The 19,334-nt window shown below is 38.6% G+C and carries 23 protein-coding genes; 11 read left to right on the top strand and 12 right to left on the bottom strand.

Translation table 11 applies throughout. From position 1 onward, the window contains the following. Positions 1-52: 52 nt before the first annotated feature. Together PL9214_RS05920 and PL9214_RS05915 are read left to right on the top strand one after the other, a co-directional pair. Positions 53-571: a DUF4330 domain-containing protein gene (locus PL9214_RS05920; RefSeq protein WP_072718680.1), complete on the top strand. Its 519-nt coding sequence runs from the start codon at positions 53-55 to the stop codon at positions 569-571. Positions 572-876: 305 nt separating this feature from the next. Then, positions 877-2,004: an adenylate/guanylate cyclase domain-containing protein gene (locus PL9214_RS05915; RefSeq protein WP_072717887.1), complete on the top strand. Its 1,128-nt coding sequence runs from the start codon at positions 877-879 to the stop codon at positions 2,002-2,004. Positions 2,005-2,196: 192 nt separating this feature from the next. Here PL9214_RS05915 and PL9214_RS05910 read toward each other — a convergent pair whose 3' ends face one another. Further along, complete coding sequence (locus PL9214_RS05910; protein WP_072717886.1) at positions 2,197-3,402, bottom strand: glycoside hydrolase family 10-like protein; 1,206 nt, start codon at positions 3,400-3,402, stop codon at positions 2,197-2,199. 111 nt (positions 3,403-3,513) lie between these two features. Then, positions 3,514-4,737, bottom strand: a complete 1,224-nt coding sequence (locus PL9214_RS05905) for a DUF1501 domain-containing protein (protein WP_072717885.1) — start codon at positions 4,735-4,737, stop codon at positions 3,514-3,516. A gap of 151 nt (positions 4,738-4,888) precedes the next feature. Here PL9214_RS05905 and PL9214_RS05900 point away from each other — a divergent pair, with 151 nt between their 5' ends. Further along, positions 4,889-5,428, top strand: a complete 540-nt coding sequence (locus PL9214_RS05900; RefSeq protein WP_072717884.1) for a peptidoglycan-binding protein — start codon at positions 4,889-4,891, stop codon at positions 5,426-5,428. Positions 5,429-5,448: 20 nt separating this feature from the next. Then, positions 5,449-5,874, top strand: a complete 426-nt coding sequence (locus PL9214_RS05895; protein WP_072717883.1) for a DUF29 family protein — start codon at positions 5,449-5,451, stop codon at positions 5,872-5,874. Between the two features lie 82 nt (positions 5,875-5,956). Here PL9214_RS05895 and PL9214_RS05890 read toward each other — a convergent pair whose 3' ends face one another. From PL9214_RS05890 to PL9214_RS05875, 4 genes are all read right to left on the bottom strand, one after another. Next, positions 5,957-6,403, bottom strand: a complete 447-nt coding sequence (locus PL9214_RS05890; RefSeq protein WP_072717882.1) for a type II toxin-antitoxin system VapC family toxin — start codon at positions 6,401-6,403, stop codon at positions 5,957-5,959. Between the two features lie 4 nt (positions 6,404-6,407). Further along, positions 6,408-6,668, bottom strand: a complete 261-nt coding sequence (locus PL9214_RS05885) for a hypothetical protein (protein WP_072717881.1) — start codon at positions 6,666-6,668, stop codon at positions 6,408-6,410. 134 nt (positions 6,669-6,802) lie between these two features. After that, positions 6,803-7,438 carry an ImmA/IrrE family metallo-endopeptidase gene (locus tag PL9214_RS05880; protein WP_072717880.1) on the bottom strand — a complete coding sequence of 212 codons (636 nt, stop codon included), beginning with the start codon at positions 7,436-7,438 and terminating at the stop codon, positions 6,803-6,805. After that, positions 7,439-7,777 carry a helix-turn-helix domain-containing protein gene (locus tag PL9214_RS05875; RefSeq protein ID WP_072717879.1) on the bottom strand — a complete coding sequence of 113 codons (339 nt, stop codon included), beginning with the start codon at positions 7,775-7,777 and terminating at the stop codon, positions 7,439-7,441. It lies immediately after the preceding gene. A gap of 319 nt (positions 7,778-8,096) precedes the next feature. On the opposite strand from PL9214_RS05875, the gene PL9214_RS05870 reads away from it, so the two are divergent. The 6 genes from PL9214_RS05870 (at position 8,097) to PL9214_RS05845 (ending at position 12,438) form a co-directional block, all read left to right on the top strand. Then, complete coding sequence (locus tag PL9214_RS05870; RefSeq protein WP_072717878.1) at positions 8,097-8,357, top strand: hypothetical protein; 261 nt, start codon at positions 8,097-8,099, stop codon at positions 8,355-8,357. Between the two features lie 107 nt (positions 8,358-8,464). Then, a complete protein-coding gene (locus PL9214_RS05865; protein ID WP_072717877.1) occupies positions 8,465-9,160 on the top strand; it encodes a hypothetical protein in 696 nt (231 codons plus the stop codon). A gap of 163 nt (positions 9,161-9,323) precedes the next feature. Next, a complete protein-coding gene (locus PL9214_RS05860) occupies positions 9,324-9,689 on the top strand; it encodes a hypothetical protein (RefSeq protein ID WP_072717876.1) in 366 nt (121 codons plus the stop codon). A gap of 66 nt (positions 9,690-9,755) precedes the next feature. Next, complete coding sequence (locus PL9214_RS05855) at positions 9,756-10,757, top strand: coiled-coil domain-containing protein (protein ID WP_072717875.1); 1,002 nt, start codon at positions 9,756-9,758, stop codon at positions 10,755-10,757. Positions 10,758-10,836: 79 nt separating this feature from the next. Then, positions 10,837-11,913, top strand: a complete 1,077-nt coding sequence (locus PL9214_RS05850) for a coiled-coil domain-containing protein (RefSeq protein ID WP_072717874.1) — start codon at positions 10,837-10,839, stop codon at positions 11,911-11,913. A 192-nt stretch (positions 11,914-12,105) separates the two neighbouring features. Beyond that, positions 12,106-12,438, top strand: coding sequence for a hypothetical protein (locus tag PL9214_RS05845; protein WP_072717873.1), 333 nt, complete (start codon positions 12,106-12,108; stop codon positions 12,436-12,438). A gap of 10 nt (positions 12,439-12,448) precedes the next feature. On the opposite strand, the gene PL9214_RS05840 is transcribed toward PL9214_RS05845, so the two are convergent. The 6 genes from PL9214_RS05840 to PL9214_RS05815 all read right to left on the bottom strand — a co-directional run bounded on the left by PL9214_RS05840 (position 12,449) and on the right by PL9214_RS05815 (position 18,595). After that, positions 12,449-12,964 carry a DUF3122 domain-containing protein gene (locus PL9214_RS05840; RefSeq protein WP_083579898.1) on the bottom strand — a complete coding sequence of 172 codons (516 nt, stop codon included), beginning with the start codon at positions 12,962-12,964 and terminating at the stop codon, positions 12,449-12,451. A 489-nt stretch (positions 12,965-13,453) separates the two neighbouring features. Beyond that, entirely contained in the window at positions 13,454-14,467 is a 1,014-nt protein-coding gene (gene bioU, locus PL9214_RS05835) for a (S)-8-amino-7-oxononanoate synthase BioU (protein WP_072717872.1), read from the bottom strand. Between the two features lie 244 nt (positions 14,468-14,711). Next, complete coding sequence (locus tag PL9214_RS05830) at positions 14,712-15,413, bottom strand: hypothetical protein (RefSeq protein ID WP_072717871.1); 702 nt, start codon at positions 15,411-15,413, stop codon at positions 14,712-14,714. 481 nt (positions 15,414-15,894) lie between these two features. After that, complete coding sequence (locus tag PL9214_RS05825; protein ID WP_072717870.1) at positions 15,895-16,338, bottom strand: hypothetical protein; 444 nt, start codon at positions 16,336-16,338, stop codon at positions 15,895-15,897. 237 nt (positions 16,339-16,575) lie between these two features. Further along, positions 16,576-17,940, bottom strand: a complete 1,365-nt coding sequence (locus PL9214_RS05820; protein ID WP_139294972.1) for a sensor histidine kinase — start codon at positions 17,938-17,940, stop codon at positions 16,576-16,578. Further along, complete coding sequence (locus PL9214_RS05815; RefSeq protein ID WP_369325777.1) at positions 17,906-18,595, bottom strand: response regulator transcription factor; 690 nt, start codon at positions 18,593-18,595, stop codon at positions 17,906-17,908. Before PL9214_RS05815 ends, PL9214_RS05820 begins: the two co-directional genes overlap by 35 nt. 282 nt (positions 18,596-18,877) lie before the next feature. Here PL9214_RS05815 and ureE point away from each other — a divergent pair, with 282 nt between their 5' ends. Further along, entirely contained in the window at positions 18,878-19,321 is a 444-nt protein-coding gene (ureE, locus tag PL9214_RS05810) for an urease accessory protein UreE (RefSeq protein ID WP_072717868.1), read from the top strand. Positions 19,322-19,334 lie beyond the last annotated feature (13 nt).

Below are 19,334 nucleotides of genomic sequence, written 5' to 3'. Positions count from 1 at the left end.
TGCTCCCTTGAGTTTTTCCGGGCAATTACCTAAAAATCACAATAATTATCCTATGAAAATTTTAGATTCTCAAGGCCGTCTTTTCGGTAAAATTAGCATTCTCGATTTTGGTGCTGCTTTCGTTATTTTACTGGTAATTTTTGGTATTTTCTTTTACCCGGGTACATCGGGCTCTGTCGCTCAAGTTGGTGTCACCACCCGTCCTGTGGAAGTAGATGTTCTGGTTGTTGGACTTAAAAGCCGTAACGCCAAAGAATTATTTAAAACAGGAGAAAAAACTAACTTAATTATTCGGAATCAACCCTATGGTCAAGTAACGCTGAAAAATATAGAATTTTTACCTAGAATTATCCCCGTTACCCAACCCAATGGAACATTGAAGCCCCTTCCTGACCCCACTGCTGATGTTCTGTTTAACAATAATCTGCTTTTAACCTTAGAAGGAAAAGGTCAAATCACCGAAAATGGCCCGGTTTTAGGGAATATCAAAATCAAAGTCGGCACCACTGTTGAACTCGACGGCAAAGAATACAACTTCAACGGGACAGTCATCGAAGTTCGCGTTCAGTAATCAGTAATCAGTTATCAGTTATCAGTTATCAGGGGTTAGATTCACTCGGGTGCGTTTTTGTTGACGTTAATCATCTCCCTTCTCTCTCCCCACGCCCCATGCCCTTTTAAAATACCATGAATTTTATGAATTTTATGAACTTTATGAATAATCAGGGGGTTCTGGTAATAAAAATCTTGAATTTTATGATTTTTTTTGATGAAGGATTAGGCTTTTATTTTTGGAAAATGTCAATATACTAGATTTAGAGAGATGAGCTATAGTTCCCATTTACCTCTTTATTTTTTATTAATCAGGGCAAAACGATGAACCTTTCCACTCAAGTTGCTTTATCTCCACAAACCTTGAGGATTTCAGAGTTTATTGCACCTCTGACACCCAGCAATTTTCGCACGGAAATGAAGTCCGTTGAGCAACAGCTTAAAACGGTGTACCAAACTTTAGCAATGTTGCGGGTGAGCAATCATAGTTTTGAAGCCTTTCTCAATGAAATGCTAAATGCAATTACCCTAAAAATTGGAGAACTTTTAGGCGCAGATCGGACAACGGTTTTCTTGCTGGATGAAGACCAAAATGAACTCTGGTCATTAATTGCTAAAGATGAAGGAAAAGGCTCTTTAGAAATTAGAATTCCTCTGAATCAAGGCATTGCTGGTCAAGTTGCCCGTTCTAAGGAAAAGGTTAATATTCCCTTTGATTTTTATGAATACGCAGAAGCCGTTGTTGGGATGCTGAATGAATATTTTAATGTGATGGTTGAACCGATTTTTAATCATAAAGGAACCCTAGATAAATATATGGGGGATGCCATTATGGGGGTTTTTGGTTCACCGATTCCCTTAGAAGATCATGCCTGGAAAGCGGTACAAACAGCTTTAGATATGCGGTCAGCTTTAATCCAATTTAATCAGCAAAGACTGGCTCAAAAACAACCTCCTATTCGCATTGGAATTGGGATTCATTCAGGAAATGCTATTAGTGGAAATATTGGTCATTCTCGACGGATGGAATTTACAGTGATTGGGGATGATGTTAATTTAGGGTCGCGGTTAGAAGGAACAACCAAACGCTATAATTGTGATATTATTATTAGTGGGAATACCTATCAGCTTTGTGCAGAGCAATTAATCGTTCGAGAGTTAGATATTGTTCGGGTTAAAGGCAAAACCCAACCTGTTTCTCTCTATGAATTAGTTGGGGAAAAATCGGCTGTTATTTCTGATCAAAGATTGGAAGCGATCGCCCTTTATGAAGCAGGACGCAAAGCCTATTTGAATCGAGATTTTACCACTGCATTAGGCAAGTTTGCAGCCGTATTATCTCTGACTCCCGAAGATTCAGCCGCAACCCTACATATTCAACGCTGTCAACATTGGTTAAAAACCCCCTTACCTGCTAACTGGGATGGGGTAGAAAATTTAACAGAAAAGTAATTTTAGTTCAATTCAAACCCGAAAATTTTGATTAAAATAATCCCTCTTTTATGACCAAGGGGAATTTGAACGAAGTTACGCCCTTTCAACCTAAGTCAAATCCGGCTTTTTCCTCAAAGTGATAAAAGAGGGATAATATAAAATCCTGAAATGTTTGCTACAAATTAAACAAGAGATACTGACGATTAATTTTTATCTCAAAAAAGCCCTTGAAGCCGGATAATAGAATAGGGTTTGAAATTTTGATTGTCGTTCCTGTATGGGTTCCGGGGCTTCATCCCATAAACTTTCATAGAAAAAGAACGAAAATCCTAAGCCATTTTGACGGGCGGCTTGTACCTTCGCTTGAATTTGATTCATCCCAATGGGTCGATTTCTTAACCCGGTTAAAATCCCTACTCCCGTTGGAATTTTACTCTGGGCTTCTTTAATTTCTGCTTTCGTTATTTCTCTAACAAAACTCGGTAAATCTGGACGATAAATCTGAACAATTAACTCATCAACTAGATTTTTTTTCACCCAACCCACCCAATCTTGGAGATGACTATTATAAGCAGTATGATAGGGATTGGGAGCAATAGAAAAAATTGCTTTAGGATTTTTAGCTTTTACCGCTTTACGCAATTTTTCAACAAATTCTGTAATTTTATTCGCCCGCCAACGCACCCAAGCTTCATCTTTCGGGTTGCTGGGAGGGGATGCTTTCATTTCTTGTTGATACAACTTAATCGTATAGGGATCATAACCAAATTCAATGGGTAAACTCAAGTGATCATCAAATTGAATTCCATCCACTGGATATAAAGTCATCACTTCCACAACTAAATCGATGATTAATTGTTGTACCTGGGGATGAAATGGATTTAACCAAACCACTTCCCCCGCCACACCTTCCCAAGTTAAACTTCCATCTTGGCGACTGGTTAACCACTGGGGATGATTTAAAGCTAATTCGGATGAGGGGGGTGCCATAAATCCAAATTCAAACCAAGGTATTACTAATAACCCTTTTTGATGACTTTGGGTAATTAAATCCGCTAAAACATCCTGTCCCTGTAACCCTCGACGAATAAAGGGTTGAAACCCCTTTGCTTGAGCTATTCCACTCGGATAAAACACATAACCTGAATTCCAAACTACGGGATAAATTGTATTAAAATTTAACCGGGCTAATTGATTCACCGCTTCCTGTAATTTCGCATGATCTCGCACAATATCACTATCATTTGTTGTCATCCAAACACCCCGAATTTCTGGGGACAGTTGAGGGGGAATCGCAATACCTGGATAGGCGGATAATAAAATTGTTAACCCTATGCCCAAAACCATTAAATAAATTGATTTCAGGATTCGTACTGTGTGTTTAGAAAAATGATATCGCCACGAACTTTTCGCCATGAAACCCAATTGTATAAGTGTATAGAAGGAATCAGCAATTCAGCAGAGAACCCTGTGTTTTTTAGAATATTTTAATAATTTACCAAATTTTGCTGATCTTCTAACATGGAATTAGGATTTTAGAGTTTGAGACGGGGTAAAGTTCGGAAACACTCGAAGCAGTTGCTCGGAATTCAGTTTAAAATTACTCAATAAAATCTGAGCAATTACCTCTCTAAAGTCGGTTGTTACCTTTAAATCCCGTTGTTCAAATAACTCAGATTTCGCTAAGCCGGGCCATTTACCATAAACTTTTCCCCCTTGAACTGCCCCTCCTAACAGCCACATCACGTTCCCATAGCCATGATCCGTCCCCCCATTGCCATTTTCGTGAACCGTGCGCCCAAATTCTGACATGACCACTACGGTTGTATCCCGATAAACCTCTCCCAACCGTTCCACTAACACCGCTAACCCTTCAGCTAAAGGATTTAAACGATTCGCTAAGACTCCGGTAGCTGCCCCCTGATTAATGTGGGTGTCCCATCCTCCCAAAGCCATAAACGCCAGTTGAATACTGGGATCTCGAACTAACAAACTCGCCAGTTGTCGGGCTTCCCCCGCAAATCCCTTGGGTAAGGGGGCTCCTTGGTTAGCGGCTTCCATTTCCGCGTCTAATTCCTTAAGCAGTTGTTCACGGGCGCTTCTGCCTTCTCGATAAGCTAGACTCAGAGCATCGTTACTCGCGTAAAGTTGATCAAAGGCAGCCTTCACTTGCTCTCCGTCAATGGGGAGTTCGCGGGTACTATTAGAATTGAGGGTAATATTGGCAACGGATTGAGAACCCGATAAGATTCGCGGAATCACAGTTCCCACACTGACGGCTTCAACAGGAGTGTGTCCGGGTAACACCCCTAATAAACGATTCATCCATCCATCGGGGGTTTTTTGACTGTTGGGGGTTCCCGTTTCTAACTGATCCTGGGCTTCAAAGTGAGAACGATTAGAAATCGGAGAACCTACCGCATGAATAAAAGCTAAATTGCCTTGTTTCCAGAGAGGCATCAGGGGGGATAAAGCCGGATGAATCCCAAAAAAACCATCTAAATCCAAGACCCCTTTTTCGGTTCCAGGTTTGGGAATGGCAATCACAGGACGGGCGGCATAATATTCCGGTTCAGCATAGGGAACCACCACGTTTAACCCATCAATTCCACCCCGAAGAAAAATCACAATTAACCGTTTTGGGGAGGGGGAAGTCGCAAAGCTTTTTGCAACCCATCCTTGAGTTCCCAAGGTTGCGATCGCTGATGTTCCAACAAGACCTACAAATTTTAAAAATTGTCGTCTTTCCATTCTGTTAACCTCATTGATCATCGCAGAAATTAAGATAATTTTTATTAACTCGGTTAAACTAATGATTTAAGATAGAGAAGATAGTGTTAACTGTTGTTTAGTATTCCCATAGCCTAACACAAAACCGGAACATAGAGAGGAGAATTTAAGCATGATTTTAAAGCGCGGTGCATTAGGGGCTAAGGTTCGAGAAATTCAATATCAGTTAGAACGGTTAGGTTATAATATTGGGCGGTTTGGAATGCCCTTTGATGAACAATTAGAAGCTACGATTAAAGCCTTTCAAGAGGAAATGGAATTAGCCATTGATGGGATGATTGGAGAGGCAACTCGTCTCAAACTTCAAGAAGCCGTAGCTGCAATTGAAAATTCTACGGATGTTAATCAAAATTCTGGCTATTCTGCTGAAAATAAACTTCCTCCCGTCCCTAATGAATTAGGAGATTTTATTCAGGGTAATTGGGAACAATGGCGCGTCACTTGTTCTAAAACCTTAAATGCTCGGAGTGGCCCCGGATTTAATTATTCTATCGATATGACTTTTCCCTCAGGTACGATGTTAATGCTCCATCCTGAATATCGTTATCCGATTAAATTTGATTCAGTCGGTAAACCTTGGTTAGTCGTTTCTTATCAAGGGGGAGCGTTTTTTATTCGAGCTAATCAACGATTTATTGAACCTGTTGTTTAATTCAGATTAAATTGAGAATTATGGAAGAACTGTTAACCTTAAAAGATCTTCTCCTCAAGGGGGATATTGCTGGATCATTAGCTGTTGTTGAAGAATTGGAAGAAATGAGCCGAGATGACAAGATTAATAATATTATTAGTTATAGTATTATTTTATTGTTGCATTTAATTAAACAACAAGCGGAAAATAGAACAACTCGCTCTTGGGATATCTCTATCCGCAATTCTATTCGACAAATTCAACGAAAAAATAAACGTCGGAAAGCAGGAGGCTATTACCTGAATTCTGAAGATTTAGCCGAAGCGTTAGAAGCAGCTTATCCTGATGCGATTGATCAAGCTTCTTTAGAAGTTGAAGAAGGACGTTATCAACCGGAAGAATTAGAAAAAATTGTTAATAAACAAGAGATTATTAATCGAGCGTTAGGGTTAATATTAAAGGGTTAAAATAGGGGGAATAAAACTGGGTTCCTGAACAAAATCTTAGTGAGGATGCAAAAGTTATCCTAGAAACTCAGTTTTTGGAATATTACATCCATGATTCCCAAGAAAACGGCTGAACTTGGTTAATTCGTTTAAAGTCACTGTCGGTGGAAACTAAGGTTAGTTCGTGTTGAATCGCTGTGGCGACAATCCAAAGGTCATGGTCGGTAAATCCCAAGTGACTCATGCTGGTGTGGCGACGTTTATTTTTATCTTTTGGAGCAAATTGATTAAATACTGATGCTTTAATACCACTATAAATGATAGCAGTTTCTTCATCTATAAAATACAGGTCAACATTAGTTAAAAAGGCTTCAACGGCGATCCGATTCTGCACAGCTTTCAGCGATTTATTAGTCATGTAAAGCAGTTCAGCATAAGTAATAATACTAATACCAATAACGTCATTTACATGATCATTTAAGGCATTAATTACTTGAGAGTTTCCATTAATAATATAGCTACAGTGGTTTGTATCCAGTAGATAAGGCATGGGCTTAAAATTGCGTTTCTGAGCGAGTCTCCTGTACAAAATTTAGGCAGTCTTCCAGATCATCACCCTGCCAAGTTTGGGCAAATTTTAGTAAATCTTTAGCTGTTTTACCTCTTTTAATAGGGGATAGTTTACGCAATGAAGAGGACTCAATAGTTTCTGCTAACTGAATAGAATCGAGAAACTCACTCACTAGAGTAAGTCTTTCGGGTGAAAGTTGATTGAGTTGGCTTTCGATTTTTTGGCGTAATTGAACTGTATTCATAGTTCGGGATTTCAATTATATTATCTTAAATTTGTACGATCGCCTATACATAACTATTAATAACTTTACCACCCACGAAAAAGAGGCGGAGCCTCCTTAATAACATTCCAAGGCGGGAGCCTTGGAACGAGGGGTTAAGCGGCTTTTCCGGGGTAGATTGTGCGTTCCCCTTTGGGAATAGAAATCCAACCCAATTCTTGTAAACGATTCGTTAAATTAGAAATACTCACCCCCAACTCATCTTTAATTTTATAAAGGTGTCGCCATTGCGTTAAATCTCGACCTTGGCGTTTTTCATCTAAGACATGGCGAGGCATTAATAAACAACTGGCAAAATATTGTGCTTGCCATTCAATCGAAGCGAGATGAGATTCCACCGTAGCACCTCGACAAACAAAGGGTTCATCCGATTGATTGTCCGAAGATTCTGATACTCCCAACTCTAATTGATCATGATTAATATGTAATACCCAATGACCGATTTCATGGGCAATAGTAGACTCAATAAAGCCCTTGGGTTTTTCTTGAATTTCCTCATTAATTTCGATGAGTCGTTCCGTTGGCAAGATTCGAGCCGCGATCGCCCCCTGTTCATCGGGGGGAATGCAATCCCACACCACTCCTAAATCGAGGAAATCTGCCACGAAAGAAGCCTCAAACGGCCACTCTGGGGCAAAATTTGGCGTGGTTTGCATCCGTCGCAAAATCTCATTTGCCCGACGCTCAATCGACTCTCGACGATAAAAGCGGTACGGCTTTAGGATACTCACTTATTCAACCTCCCGGACAGCCTCAAAAATTTGTTGGGCAAAGTTGGGATTTTCCTGCATTCGGCGGAATAATGCCGTCATGCTCTTATTATTTTCTTTGAGAAATGTCTCATAATGCTGAGGGATTCGCCCCGCCAAGAAGATTAACTCCTCCTCATCTAAACCCAGATTCCGCGCCAACCCCCGAATCACATCTTCTTTAGGCGGGTAGTCCGCGCGATCATTCTCTAGCTTCGATAAATAGGTGAAATCCACTTGCAACAACGCCGCTAACTGACGCTGTGAGTAGGCTTTGTCTTTACGAGCCTGACGAATTAGCTTTCCAAAGGTTTGTTCCACAATACATTCCTCCTGACTCCCATAATACGCTGGTTTGAAGAAAATTTCAACCCGCTACAACCAGTCTACTGCTTACACGCCGGAAGAAGGTAGAGATTGGGAAATCAAGGTAAAAAATTTTGATCTCAGACTTGACGATTGAGTCAACATTGACTAAGATAGGGTTAGTTGAACAAAAGTTCAATACCCAAACGTCTCCCATAGCGTTTGTTGCAGCCATCGAGATCATTCAACCTTGATCAGGTAGTGTACTAACCCCATCAATTTGGGATTGAGGTTTTGATCAAAAACCCAAAATCCATACAGGAGGAAAACTGCCATGCTCAGAACTTGGACAGATACACACTACAAATTAGAAGACGATGATTGGCTTTATATTACTACCCATGAAGAACAAGGTTCAGCATCGTTAATATGTCCGGGTTATGCACGGGATGGGGAAGGATTTAGTATTCATTTTACCACCGCTCATACCCATTTATTAGAGCATTTGTTAGCAGCTTTACGCATTCTTAAAGCTCAACAAGAGGCATTGTATTCCTATCCTGAACCGGAAAAACAATCCCATTTAATTCGATAGAATATTACCGAATTAAAACAAAATTAGGGCGAGGAAATTTAAACTCAAATTACTCGCCCTAATCCAGAAAAATTGCGTCTAAATTTCAGAAAATAAAGGGAAATAAAATGACAAAAACATTAGAAAAAGCAACTTTTACCGTTTTTGGAGCCAAACCCAAAGAAGCTTTATTAGTTCCTGAAATCCCCATTTCAGTTCGCAATAATTGTCAGGCGGGACAGTGGACAATCGGGGATACAGATTATGGTTCTAAATGTTCCATGACCATTCTTAAGTTTAGCAAATTTTTTGGCAGTTTAGGACAAACAGAACATACTTTATGGGGTCAAATTTGGTTTGTCGCGGAATCAGGAGAACTGCCAAAAGGGGTTGTGATGGTGACGTATTTAAAATCACGGGGATTAAGTGATTTTAACCGTTTAGTGGCTTCTGTTCAAGCGCGAGGTGTTGAACCTGCAACGGGAATTTTTGTTCCTGAATTTACCAAGCATTCCGGTCAAAAACCCGATGAGAATGGAGTCGTAAAACCCATTAATTATTATAGTTTAAAATGGTCTTGGCAGGAACGGACTGATTGGTCTGTGGTGGAACAAGCGGCGGCAGTTTTATCAGATCCCAGTAATTTATCGCGGATGATTGACTTGGAAGGAACCCGAAAAATGGTGTGTTTAGATAACTTACCTCCCCATGAAATTGCCTGTTTAATGGTGGCTTATGCCAAAGGAGAAGAACATTCTGAATTGATGTTAAATTCAGGACAAGATACCGCATTACCTCCGGCTTTAACTCAAGTTTCTGCGTAAGTATTGTAGGGGAATTTACCCCAACATTAGGTGAGGACGGGTTCTATCAATCTAGGTATTTTTCCCGTCCTTACAATATCGGTTTTTATAACAGGTGTTATAGAACTTTACCGATGTTTAAAAGCTGGGTATCATCACTGCGATTTTTTCGTTCTAGGAAAACATGAAAAAAACGATCAAATTAAACCCTCCTAATTCCATTGAGCATCAATTAATGAAAACCTGTGAATTAACGAATCAAGTGCGTCAAGATACGATGCAGGATTTGGAAAACATCGGGGAAGACTTTAAGCATTTATTCTTAGTCATTCAATCGGTTCAACGGAATTATCAAGCGTTGTTAGATCAAAATCAACAATTGCAAAATTTATTGCTAAACTTGGTTAAAGATTGCTATTGTTGGCAAGGAAATCGTTGTCAAAATTGTCAGAAAATTTTGCAAGCCCTTGCTAAAAACCCGACAAATCTTGATTCAGAATCCACTGAAAAATATCAAGATATTGTTACTCAACTGCGAAAACGCAATTAACTCCCCACTGGATAGCCCGAATTGTAATTAATCTAATTAGTTATTTCGTAATCGGAGAAAATTTTTATGACCCATTCCTCTTTTGTCCCTAGCAACAAAACACAACTGTTAGCTGCCTTTCAACAAATTTTAGCAGAACAAAAACGAATTGAATCGAAAGTTGCCACGAAGGAACAGGAAGCAGAACAAGAAAAAGGCAAGCAAATCTTAGAAACCGCAGCAACCTATACTGTTGATAGTATTGTTAAAGGGTTAGCGGACTTACAACTTGATTTTGGTTCTATTATAACAGAATTAACCGAAAAATTACGAACGGAATCTACAAAGTTAGAGGAGTTAAAACGAGGAATTGAAATTGAGACTCAACAGTTAAAAGAAATTCATAAAATTCGCATTGTTGCTGATTCGCTTCATATTTTAACGCAAGAACATCAGGAAAAGTTAAGTTTATTACAACATAATGTCACGCTTCAGCAAGAAAGTTTGCAGAAAGATATAACAACAAAGCACAAAATTTGGGAAAAAGAACAACAGGAATTTGACATATTACTTGAAGAGGAAACAGAACGTTTAACGCGCAGTCGTGAACAAGCAGAAGCAGATTATAACTATGAATTGGAACGAACTCGACGCATTGAAACTGATGAATATGAAGACATGAAACGGAAGTTAGAACGAGAGTTACAAGAATTAAATCAAGATAAAGAGAAAAATTGGACAGAACGGGAACGAGTTCTAAGGGCAAATCAAGCAGAATTTGAAGCACATCAACAGCAAGTGGCAGGATATGAAGAAGAACTGAAACAAGCCTTTAATACGGCTAAAGAAGAAGCGATTCAAGAAGCAACACGAGAAGCCAAGGTTAAAGCTGATTTATTGACAAAAGAATGGGAATCTACAAAACAAGGTTATGAGTTACAAGTTCTATCTTTAGAACAAACTATTCAACGACAAAATGAACAAATTACCCAAATTTCAACTCAGTTACAAGAAACATTAAAACAAGCTCAAGATCTAGCTATGCGAGCTTTTTCTAGTTCAACTACTGCTAATACTGGCAATAAATAGAGATTGAAAATCAATATTCTGGTATTTTGCAAAAGCACGATTTTTCTACAAATATAAACAAAAAAAGGAAGCATAAACTATGACAAAAAAAATGAATGACCGCAATACAAAAGCGGAAATTTTGGAAGCTTATAAAGAATTAAATGAAGAAAAAAATGCGTTAGAAGCGCAGATTAAAAAGCTGAGTTCTACTCAAAATCAAGTTCAACAAACCCGTAAGGAAGAAATTAAACCGATGACCACTACATCTGCTGTGAAAAAGCCAAAAATGCAGCAAACTATTGAGAATTTATTGTTATTACAAACCGGGTTTGGAAGTGCGGTGAGTGAATTATCAGAAGCGTTAACTTCAGAAGCCGTGAAATTAGGAGAATTGCGACAAACTGTTAATCATGAATTGCAACAATTAGAAGAATTACATGATTTAGAAAACGTTGACGATGATACATTAGATGATTTAGTTCAACGTTATGAAGAAAGTGCTAAAACCTTTGATGAGGAATTAAGTTTAAGACGAGAAACCTTGGAACAGGAAATTCAAGAACAACAAAAAGCATGGCAAAAAGAACAGGAAGAACATCAACGCATTGTTAAAGAGCGGAATGAAACCTATAAAAAATCTCGATTTCGAGATCAAGAAACCTATGATTATAATTTGCAAGTGCAACGAGATGTCGATAACGATACCTATTCACAAACAAAGAAAAACCTATATAAACAGCTTGAAGATTTGCAAGAAGAACAGGAAAAACAATGGACAGAACGGGAAAAAATAATTGCTGAACGAGAAAAAATTTATGCAGAGGTTAAAGCTAAAGTAGAAGAATTTCCTCAAAAATTAGAAGATAGTATTAAAAGCGGAAAAGATCAAGGACGCAATATTGGGAATTATCAAGCTAAAATTAAAGCCGATTTATTTGCAAAAGAAGTGGAGGGTCAGAAACAATATTATGAATTGCGCGTTAAGTCCTTAATGGAAACCATTCAAAGTCAAGATACTCGTCTACAAACTTTATCGAAACAATTAGATTCTGCACTGAAACAGGTTCAAGATTTAGCAGTCAAAGCCATTGAAGGTGCTTCTAACGTCAGTTCCTTCCAAGCCGTTAAAGAAATTGCCTTAGAACAAGCTAAAAACCCTAATAAAGGGAAATAAGATTTAATTCACCTATAGAGGCGTGCCAATAGTCTTGGGCATCGCTACGCTCAGGCACGTCTCTACAGGGCGCGTCTCTACCGAGGATATGGATTTTTGAAACAAAATCATTTTTTATTGCCATTTATAGCTAAATCTTGCTAATCTAGTATCAATAAATGTTTGTAAATTTTAGTAAGGATACTCACTCCCATGAAATCCGAACAGGTTATTACCTTTTTTTCCGATATTATTACTCATAAACCCGAACTATTTCAAGGAGAAATTTTAAAAGATTTAACTCGATTAGAAACGGTTTTGGATGATTCAGAAACAGAACCCGAACCCGAACGGATTGAATCGGTTACAGAAGCGATTATCGAGTTTTGTGATGTTAATCCTGAAATTCATTCTCAACTAACAGAAATGGTGTCAGAACCAGAATTAAATTCAAGTGAAACCTTGGGCGAAAATCAAGTTCAACTGTTAAGTGATTCGATTAAAAAAGTTTTGGATTTACATTTTTTAAACCCCCCTAACATTTGAAGATTAATTTTTATGAGTTCTCCTCGTTGATCAATTCTTTCCACTCTAAAATGATAGGAGCAGGAAGAGTTAAACTGTGTTGTTTATCTTTTAACGGTAAATTTAATTTAACCTGTTCCGTTGAGGAGAGTTGGGGTAAAATTTTCTTGAGGTTATATTCACCCACATTAGGAGCAGGTGCATTGTTAGCAAATTGATCTTCAGCTTGAAAAAGTCTGCCTTGAGCCGTGATAATTTCTAATCCTTTAGGATGAATAAATACAGCTTGATCAGGAAATCCTACTAGGCGTAAATCTATAGTGTTAACCTGCTCATTCTTCACTCGTTTAAATAGAACAACTTGCCAAGATTTTCCAGTTTCATCGCGGAAGCTATGACGGGATTGATACAACATTTGTCCGGGGGATTCTTGTTGTTTTAGAATAGCAGCATTGGCAGGTTCTGGGATGAAAAAATTACTTCCTAATATTAAAAAAAATAAAGTTATCCCAATCACTAGAGTTCGGGTTAATAATCTAAACATCATTTTATTATTTTTAGTTAAGAAAATTAGGCAATTATTGTATGTTTATAAATTATATATCTTTTGAGTTATATTTGTCAAGTTGGGTTGACATCAAATGAATCTGCAAGTAATTCATCACTTTAGTTTTGCTTGCTAATATATTTGCAACATTGTTTTTATACCGCCGATAAACTTAAAGATTCATACGCGCTTTAGTATCCTAAAAACATTGCGATCGCCCACAACCCTAAAATTCTTCAGCGAAAGGAACCAAACAAGGTAAAATGTATCATAGCGTAACCTAAACAGAGAGAAAACACCACAATTAAAGATGTCAAACAAGTATAAATAATCAGTAATAAAACTCGTTCATATAGAGGCATAGTTGAGCGTTAGCATGAAGGTTAAAGAAGGGATGGTAGAATCTTAGAAACCGGGTTTCTCTTTGAGGTTAATTATCATATATTAAGATCACTTCAAAAACCCGGTTTCTGGGACAATAATTCAGTTTTAACGAACAAATTGAGGCATAATTTCAGCCGCCGTAAATAAACCGTGAATTCCGCGATGATGCAGTTGAATTCCGGCTTTCAAATATCCAAAAGCCGGCCCACAAACGTTAGCCGCCATGCTGGTTTCATCCCCTAACGTAAAAGTATGGGTAGAAATTTTTCCTTCAAACGTCCGACCTGTAACTTGAACATTTGTACTTAGAGGTTTTTTCGGGTTGCGAGTATCAACAATACCCCCCACTGTAACGCGATCGCGTGAACAAATCCCCGCCAATTCTAACATAATATCATCGGCGTGTTCCATATTTTCTAACGTTAATAACCCATTGGTTTCATCTAATAAAGCTTCCACTTCCGCATCACTCATGGCTCTCGCTTGTTCAAGGGTATAACCGGGTAAATGACCAATATCTTCTCGAATGGTGGCGCGATAAGCTTCCCAATTAGCAATTCCGACTCCAAAGGTAATTTTAACGCTGTGAATTTCCGTATAACTTTGGGCGGCTAAAGCGGCGGCGGCGGTTAATAACCCTGGTGTCGCACCACAACCGCTCATGTAAGTAATTCCAGCCGCTTGTAACTCTTCTTTTAAATCTAATAATAATTCAACAGCACTGGTACGTTTAATCGCATCGACTAACACCCCTTTCCACCCCAAGCGGATAAAGGTTTTAGCCACACTCGCCATAAAATCATTCGGTAAATTTGGCAAAGCTAGAAAATAGCCATCAACGTCTGGGGCTGTTTTTACTAACTCTTCAATACTTTGATGACTGAGAACACCATTTGGCTCTAAATACCCCACCGACCCTTGAGATTGGTAAACCTCGATACAGCGATTCGGGTTCAGCCCCTGGGCATCATAAGCATATCCTTTTTGATCGGCTACAGCCACCCACTGCATTTGCTGTTTTCCGGCTAAAACCCGTGTTGCTGCCTGTCCTAAACCGCCAAACCCCAAAATTCCAACCCGAATCGGAGACAAACCTGAATTAACCATTACTGGACTCATGACATCTGATTAAATTTAGACAATCTTTTATTATAGTGCTACGCACTCAGGGAACAGGGAACAGGGAACAGGGAACAGTAGGCAGTGAAAGGGTTTGCTAGATTAAAAAGTGTCCTAACTGTCATGCCTAGCACTATAACCCCTTTCCATAGGGAATGGAAAATAACAATAAATTACCCCCCATGTCCTTGTCGCAAAGGTGGCTGGGGGGTTAGGTTATTCTACCCGCAGGAGAAAACAACGGTTAATCACGGCGACCCTGGAATAATGCTGGTGAATTTCCGGTTTGAGTTTGGGTTGTACTCACTAACTCATCAGGGGTCGTGGAGTCGAGACGACTTTGGGGTTGTTCAGTGGGGGTAGTCGTTTCCGTTTCCCCAGACCCCTCGGTGCTCGAAGCTCTGGGCGGTTGAACCGATGGGTCAGAAGTGGGTCTAGGATTGGTATCCAATAACGTTCCGTCGGTATTCGGTGCGGTATTCGGTGCAGTTGGGGGAACGGTCACATCAACATTAGGCGCAGGTTGAGGGGCTGGGGGAACCGTAACGTTAACATTCGGTGTCGGCGCGGGGCTCGGAGGTTGGGGGGTTTCCACGGGAACCGGAACCACTTGAGTCCTATTTCTCTCAATAATCACCGTATCGCGCTGAGGTTCTTGGGTTCTCGGTTCAGTCTTAGGGGTATTGGATTCGGTTTGTTCTGGCCCAACGGTGGGAGCTTGAGGGCCATTGGGTTTAAATAAACTCGGCCAAACCAGAGAACCAATTCCTAATGCTAATAAGGTAGCAATTCCAATTCCAATTAAAGTACCCCACGCCGCTTCATTGTTGGCTTTTGTTCTTTCGGTTTGACGAATATATTCATCCCGTACTGAGTCAGGAGTATATCCGTGTTGAGAAGGAGTATTCCGATTAGAATAGGAATTATTTCGAGTTTGATTATTCATACATTTCTCCCCAGGTTCATTTTAATAGAAAATGAATGATTTAGATGAACTGATCGGGAATAGATGGGTTATTGCTTGGGTTTGCTCTAAAGGTTAAAGGAATAAACACTGCTCTTAAAATGCAAAAAAATAAGGATACTAAAAGCCAAAGAAAACAATAATAAGTATTGATTTCCTTTGCTGACCCTGTTTTTGAAGCCTAAAGGTTATAAACCCTGATCCCGATCTTTTTAAAGATATCCAAAATACTTTTAACAATTAATCTGTCGGGAGAAATAAGATCCTATCTATCTTTAGAAAGGGTTTAATTTTTAATAAAATCCAGAAATCTTTTCTTAAATTAAAAATAAACTTTAAAATCGTTGAAACCCTAAATATATCAAGGCTTTTGGCAAAAATCAAGCTCATGATTAGATATCCCATAACACTCTAATTGAAATCAAGTCTTCACACCCGTTCCTTCGGTTGATGATAAGCGAAGTCAAGCAATATTCGTTTTCTCATCTGGTAAAAATCGAGTTAAACTTTGTTCGACAACTCCCAATCTCCACCCCACTTGAATTCCCATTAGATAAGGCGGAATCGGATTTTGATTGAGATCTAAAGCTAATGCCATTTTGACTTCTTGAATGGGAATTTGAGAGGCATCATACAAAACTTGATTACATTGTTTTCCCATTTGGTAGCCTTGAATAAACTGTTCATTGGTTTTGGAATTTTTATCGACGCATTGAAGTTTGTATAAATCCAATAATCGTCCAACTTTTGCTAATTCTGTGGTGATTCTATCCTGTTGATTTCGCCAAGAAATCGGTAATTCATTCCCAGAGTTGATAGTATTAATTTTGTGTTCGATTTGGCTGATTAAAACATAAATTTCTTGATGAAATTGACAGTTACAATTGACGGAAACGACAGTATTCATAGGATAACTAAAAGCCAGATAGGGGGACGGATAACCGATACAGGAAAGGCAACTTGCAAACTTTTCTCCGTAGAAAAGAGGAGAGTGGGGGGTAAGTCCCAGTAGGGGCGCTTACCCAAACTTCAGAGGTGATGTAAAAAAAATTTAATTTTCATAAACTTTTTTAACAATGATTCATCGATTGTTGATACTTAGTTTTAACTTAAACCTAAAAAGTGAAGATCTGGGAAAGATGACTTAAGTTAAAGAGTTGAAGTCAGAGTTCTTCGGGAAATTTGCCCCTGTTATGGTTGAAGAAATACGGGGTAAATGGACAAAAAAGCAACTCCCGACCCCTAATTTAGAGGCAACAGTAATTTTACCTCCATGTTGGAGGGCCACCGCTTGAGCAATGGACAACCCTAGCCCGGTGCCGCCTTCCCGATGAGAACGCGCTTTATCTGCCCGCCAAAAACGGTCAAAAATGAAGGGTAGATGTTCCTCTGCAATTCCAATTCCTGTATCTTTAATGGTAATAACAGCAAAGCGATTTTGCTTCTTTAAAAATACGGTAATTTTACCCCCGGTTGAGGTATATTGGATGGCATTTTCTAATAAATTAGAAAGTAAACGGCAGAGGCAATTGCGGTCTCCGTGAATCATTAAAGGGATAGAAACATGGGAAATGAAGCGAATTTGTTTTGCTTGAGCAGAAGGTGCAATTAAATCAATCACATCTTGCAAAAGTTCATGGAGTTTAATGGGTAGCCATTCATGAGAAAGTTTAGAGGCTGAAACATCTGTTCTGGCTAAAAACAATAAATCATCGACGAGATGATTCATTTGAACGGTAGCACTACTAATGGCGGAGAGTTTTTTGAGATCTTTGGGATGAATGCGTTCTAAATGAGTTAACATCACATCCACAGAGGTTTTAATGGCGGTTAAAGGACTGCGTAATTCATGGGAAGCATCGGCAGTAAATTGTTTGAGTTGTTTATAACTTTGTTCAATGGGTTTTAAGGCTTTTTGGGTTAACCATAACCCGCCAATTCCTGCTAATCCTAACGCTAGAGATCCCCCAATTCCTAACCATAATAATAATTGTTTTTGAGAAACTTTAATAGATTCAGTTGATTGACTAGCGCGAATAAACCCTTTTAAAATGGTTTTTTTATTGGATGAATTTGTAAAGACAGAAATGGTATAGGTATGAATGGCAAAGGGATGATTGGATAAGCGAATCTTAGAAACACCGGGTTTAGGAGGAAAATACAAGACTAATTCTCCTCTTTTAGCTAATAATTCTCCCTTGGCATTAAACCATTCTAAACTTTGTTGATCACGGTTAAATAAATCTCGCCAAGGAAAAACAGACATTTGATCTAAATATTCATTCCCTCGTTTTTCTACTTCACTCAAGGAAGGGGCAGCAGATTGGGCTAAAGCTCGAAGTTTTTCATCTAATTGCTGATAAAAACTATAACTAAAAAATAGATAAACACCGATAACAAACAAGAATAAAATGGCTGCCATTACCGTCAAATAAGACAATAATAAATGCCATCTTAAATATCTAAAATTAAAATCACGAGTTTTCTTTAAGCCGGTATCCCAAACCATAGACTGTTTCAATTAAATTACCCGGAGCACCAACCGCTTTGAGTTTAGATCGTAAACTTTTAATATGAGTTTTAACCGTTGCTTCTGTCGGAATTTCTTCCCATGACCAAAGTAAATCTAAAATTGCACTGCGACTAAATACACGACGACCATTTCTAAGAAAAAGTTCAAGTAATCGATATTCTTTCGGGGTTAAAGAGAGAAGTTTACCTTGATAAGTCACTTCACAAGAAGTCGGATCAAGTTGTAAATGTTCCCATCGTAGAACTGGAGGTAAACTTTCTCCCCATCGACGAAGTAATGCTCGAATTCTTGCTGAGAGAACCTCTAAATCAAAAGGTTTAACCACATAATCATCCGCCCCTGCATCTAAGCCTAGAATTTTATCCGTTCTTGTATCTTTCGCTGTTAAAATTAAGAGCGGCGTATTATAACCTTTTTCTCGTAAACGTTTACAAATTGTAATTCCGTCGAGTTTCGGTAACATGACATCCAGTATAATTAGATTATAATTAGAACTCTCTGCCATTTGTAAACCGATTTCTCCATCGTGTGCAATATCAATTAAGTAATGTTGATCCGTCAAATATTCAACCAGTGCTTCCGTGACTCGCTCATCATCCTCAACCAGCAATAACTTCATGGATTGACTCATAATCCAAAGGGTATACTTTAATTTTACAATTTTAATAAAACAATTGGACTTGATAATATAAAGCTAAGGGTTGGTATTGTTGAATTTGCAAAAGATTTAGGAAGTTTCACTTCCATTATAACTCAAACCCTCGATAAAATAGAATCAAGGATTGAATAGAGCGACCCGGTAAATAATACTCAAAATGGAAAGCAATAAAAAAATTATTTCTCTAGCATCCTCATCTATCCTTTATAATGACATTGATTCTGAATTGAGAACAAGCTCCTATTAAATTTTATTATGATTGTTTTTACCCAATCCCATCTAGCCCATGACAATCAATGCGTTAACGTTTATCTACCTTTAACGGCTGAACAACGAACCAAAGCTCGTCAGTATATTGAAACTTTAGAGGGTAAAACCTATTATATTCGTCTACCTAGAGGAATAGTTTTAAAGGAAGGGGATTTATTAACCTCGGATACTCAAGATTATTGGGCTAAAGTCATTGCTAAACCAGAACCCATTATCACCGTGACGGCGAACTGTTCCCTTGATTTATTAAAAGCGGCGTATCATTTGGGAAATCGTCATGTTCCTTTAGAAATTACCTCAAACTATTTACGATTTTCACCCGATCCTGTATTATCTTCAATGTTAGTGCAAATGGGATTAACCCTTCAAGAAGAAACTGCTGCTTTTTATCCTGAACGAGGTGCTTATGGACATCATCATTCATCTTGATATCCTGCCTTCC

This window comes from Planktothrix tepida PCC 9214 (genome assembly GCF_900009145.1).
GTDB classification, from domain to species: Bacteria; Cyanobacteriota; Cyanobacteriia; order Cyanobacteriales; family Microcoleaceae; genus Planktothrix; species Planktothrix tepida.
Note: the sequence above shows the minus strand (reverse complement) of the source record. Positions and strands in the feature narration are given on the sequence as shown.

Excerpts from the sequence above, each read along its gene's own strand:
- PL9214_RS05845 (WP_072717873.1), top strand. The coding sequence starts at position 12,106 with ATGAAATCCGAACAGGTTATTACCTTTTTTTCCGATATTATTACTCAT.
- PL9214_RS05920 (WP_072718680.1), top strand. The coding sequence starts at position 53 with ATGAAAATTTTAGATTCTCAAGGCCGTCTTTTCGGTAAAATTAGCATT.
- PL9214_RS05850 (WP_072717874.1), top strand. The coding sequence starts at position 10,837 with ATGACAAAAAAAATGAATGACCGCAATACAAAAGCGGAAATTTTGGAA.
- PL9214_RS05840 (WP_083579898.1), bottom strand. The coding sequence starts at position 12,964 with ATGATGTTTAGATTATTAACCCGAACTCTAGTGATTGGGATAACTTTA.
- PL9214_RS05885 (WP_072717881.1), bottom strand. The coding sequence starts at position 6,668 with ATGAATACAGTTCAATTACGCCAAAAAATCGAAAGCCAACTCAATCAA.
- PL9214_RS05905 (WP_072717885.1), bottom strand. The coding sequence starts at position 4,737 with ATGGAAAGACGACAATTTTTAAAATTTGTAGGTCTTGTTGGAACATCA.
- PL9214_RS05890 (WP_072717882.1), bottom strand. The coding sequence starts at position 6,403 with ATGCCTTATCTACTGGATACAAACCACTGTAGCTATATTATTAATGGA.
- PL9214_RS05915 (WP_072717887.1), top strand. The coding sequence starts at position 877 with ATGAACCTTTCCACTCAAGTTGCTTTATCTCCACAAACCTTGAGGATT.
- PL9214_RS05830 (WP_072717871.1), bottom strand. The coding sequence starts at position 15,413 with ATGAATAATCAAACTCGAAATAATTCCTATTCTAATCGGAATACTCCT.
- PL9214_RS05895 (WP_072717883.1), top strand. The coding sequence starts at position 5,449 with ATGGAAGAACTGTTAACCTTAAAAGATCTTCTCCTCAAGGGGGATATT.
- PL9214_RS05825 (WP_072717870.1), bottom strand. The coding sequence starts at position 16,338 with ATGAATACTGTCGTTTCCGTCAATTGTAACTGTCAATTTCATCAAGAA.
- PL9214_RS05900 (WP_072717884.1), top strand. The coding sequence starts at position 4,889 with ATGATTTTAAAGCGCGGTGCATTAGGGGCTAAGGTTCGAGAAATTCAA.
- bioU (WP_072717872.1), bottom strand. The coding sequence starts at position 14,467 with ATGAGTCCAGTAATGGTTAATTCAGGTTTGTCTCCGATTCGGGTTGGA.
- PL9214_RS05820 (WP_139294972.1), bottom strand. The coding sequence starts at position 17,940 with ATGGTTTGGGATACCGGCTTAAAGAAAACTCGTGATTTTAATTTTAGA.
- PL9214_RS05865 (WP_072717877.1), top strand. The coding sequence starts at position 8,465 with ATGACAAAAACATTAGAAAAAGCAACTTTTACCGTTTTTGGAGCCAAA.
- PL9214_RS05855 (WP_072717875.1), top strand. The coding sequence starts at position 9,756 with ATGACCCATTCCTCTTTTGTCCCTAGCAACAAAACACAACTGTTAGCT.
- PL9214_RS05870 (WP_072717878.1), top strand. The coding sequence starts at position 8,097 with ATGCTCAGAACTTGGACAGATACACACTACAAATTAGAAGACGATGAT.
- ureE (WP_072717868.1), top strand. The coding sequence starts at position 18,878 with ATGATTGTTTTTACCCAATCCCATCTAGCCCATGACAATCAATGCGTT.
- PL9214_RS05860 (WP_072717876.1), top strand. The coding sequence starts at position 9,324 with ATGAAAAAAACGATCAAATTAAACCCTCCTAATTCCATTGAGCATCAA.
- PL9214_RS05910 (WP_072717886.1), bottom strand. The coding sequence starts at position 3,402 with ATGGCGAAAAGTTCGTGGCGATATCATTTTTCTAAACACACAGTACGA.
- PL9214_RS05815 (WP_369325777.1), bottom strand. The coding sequence starts at position 18,595 with ATGAGTCAATCCATGAAGTTATTGCTGGTTGAGGATGATGAGCGAGTC.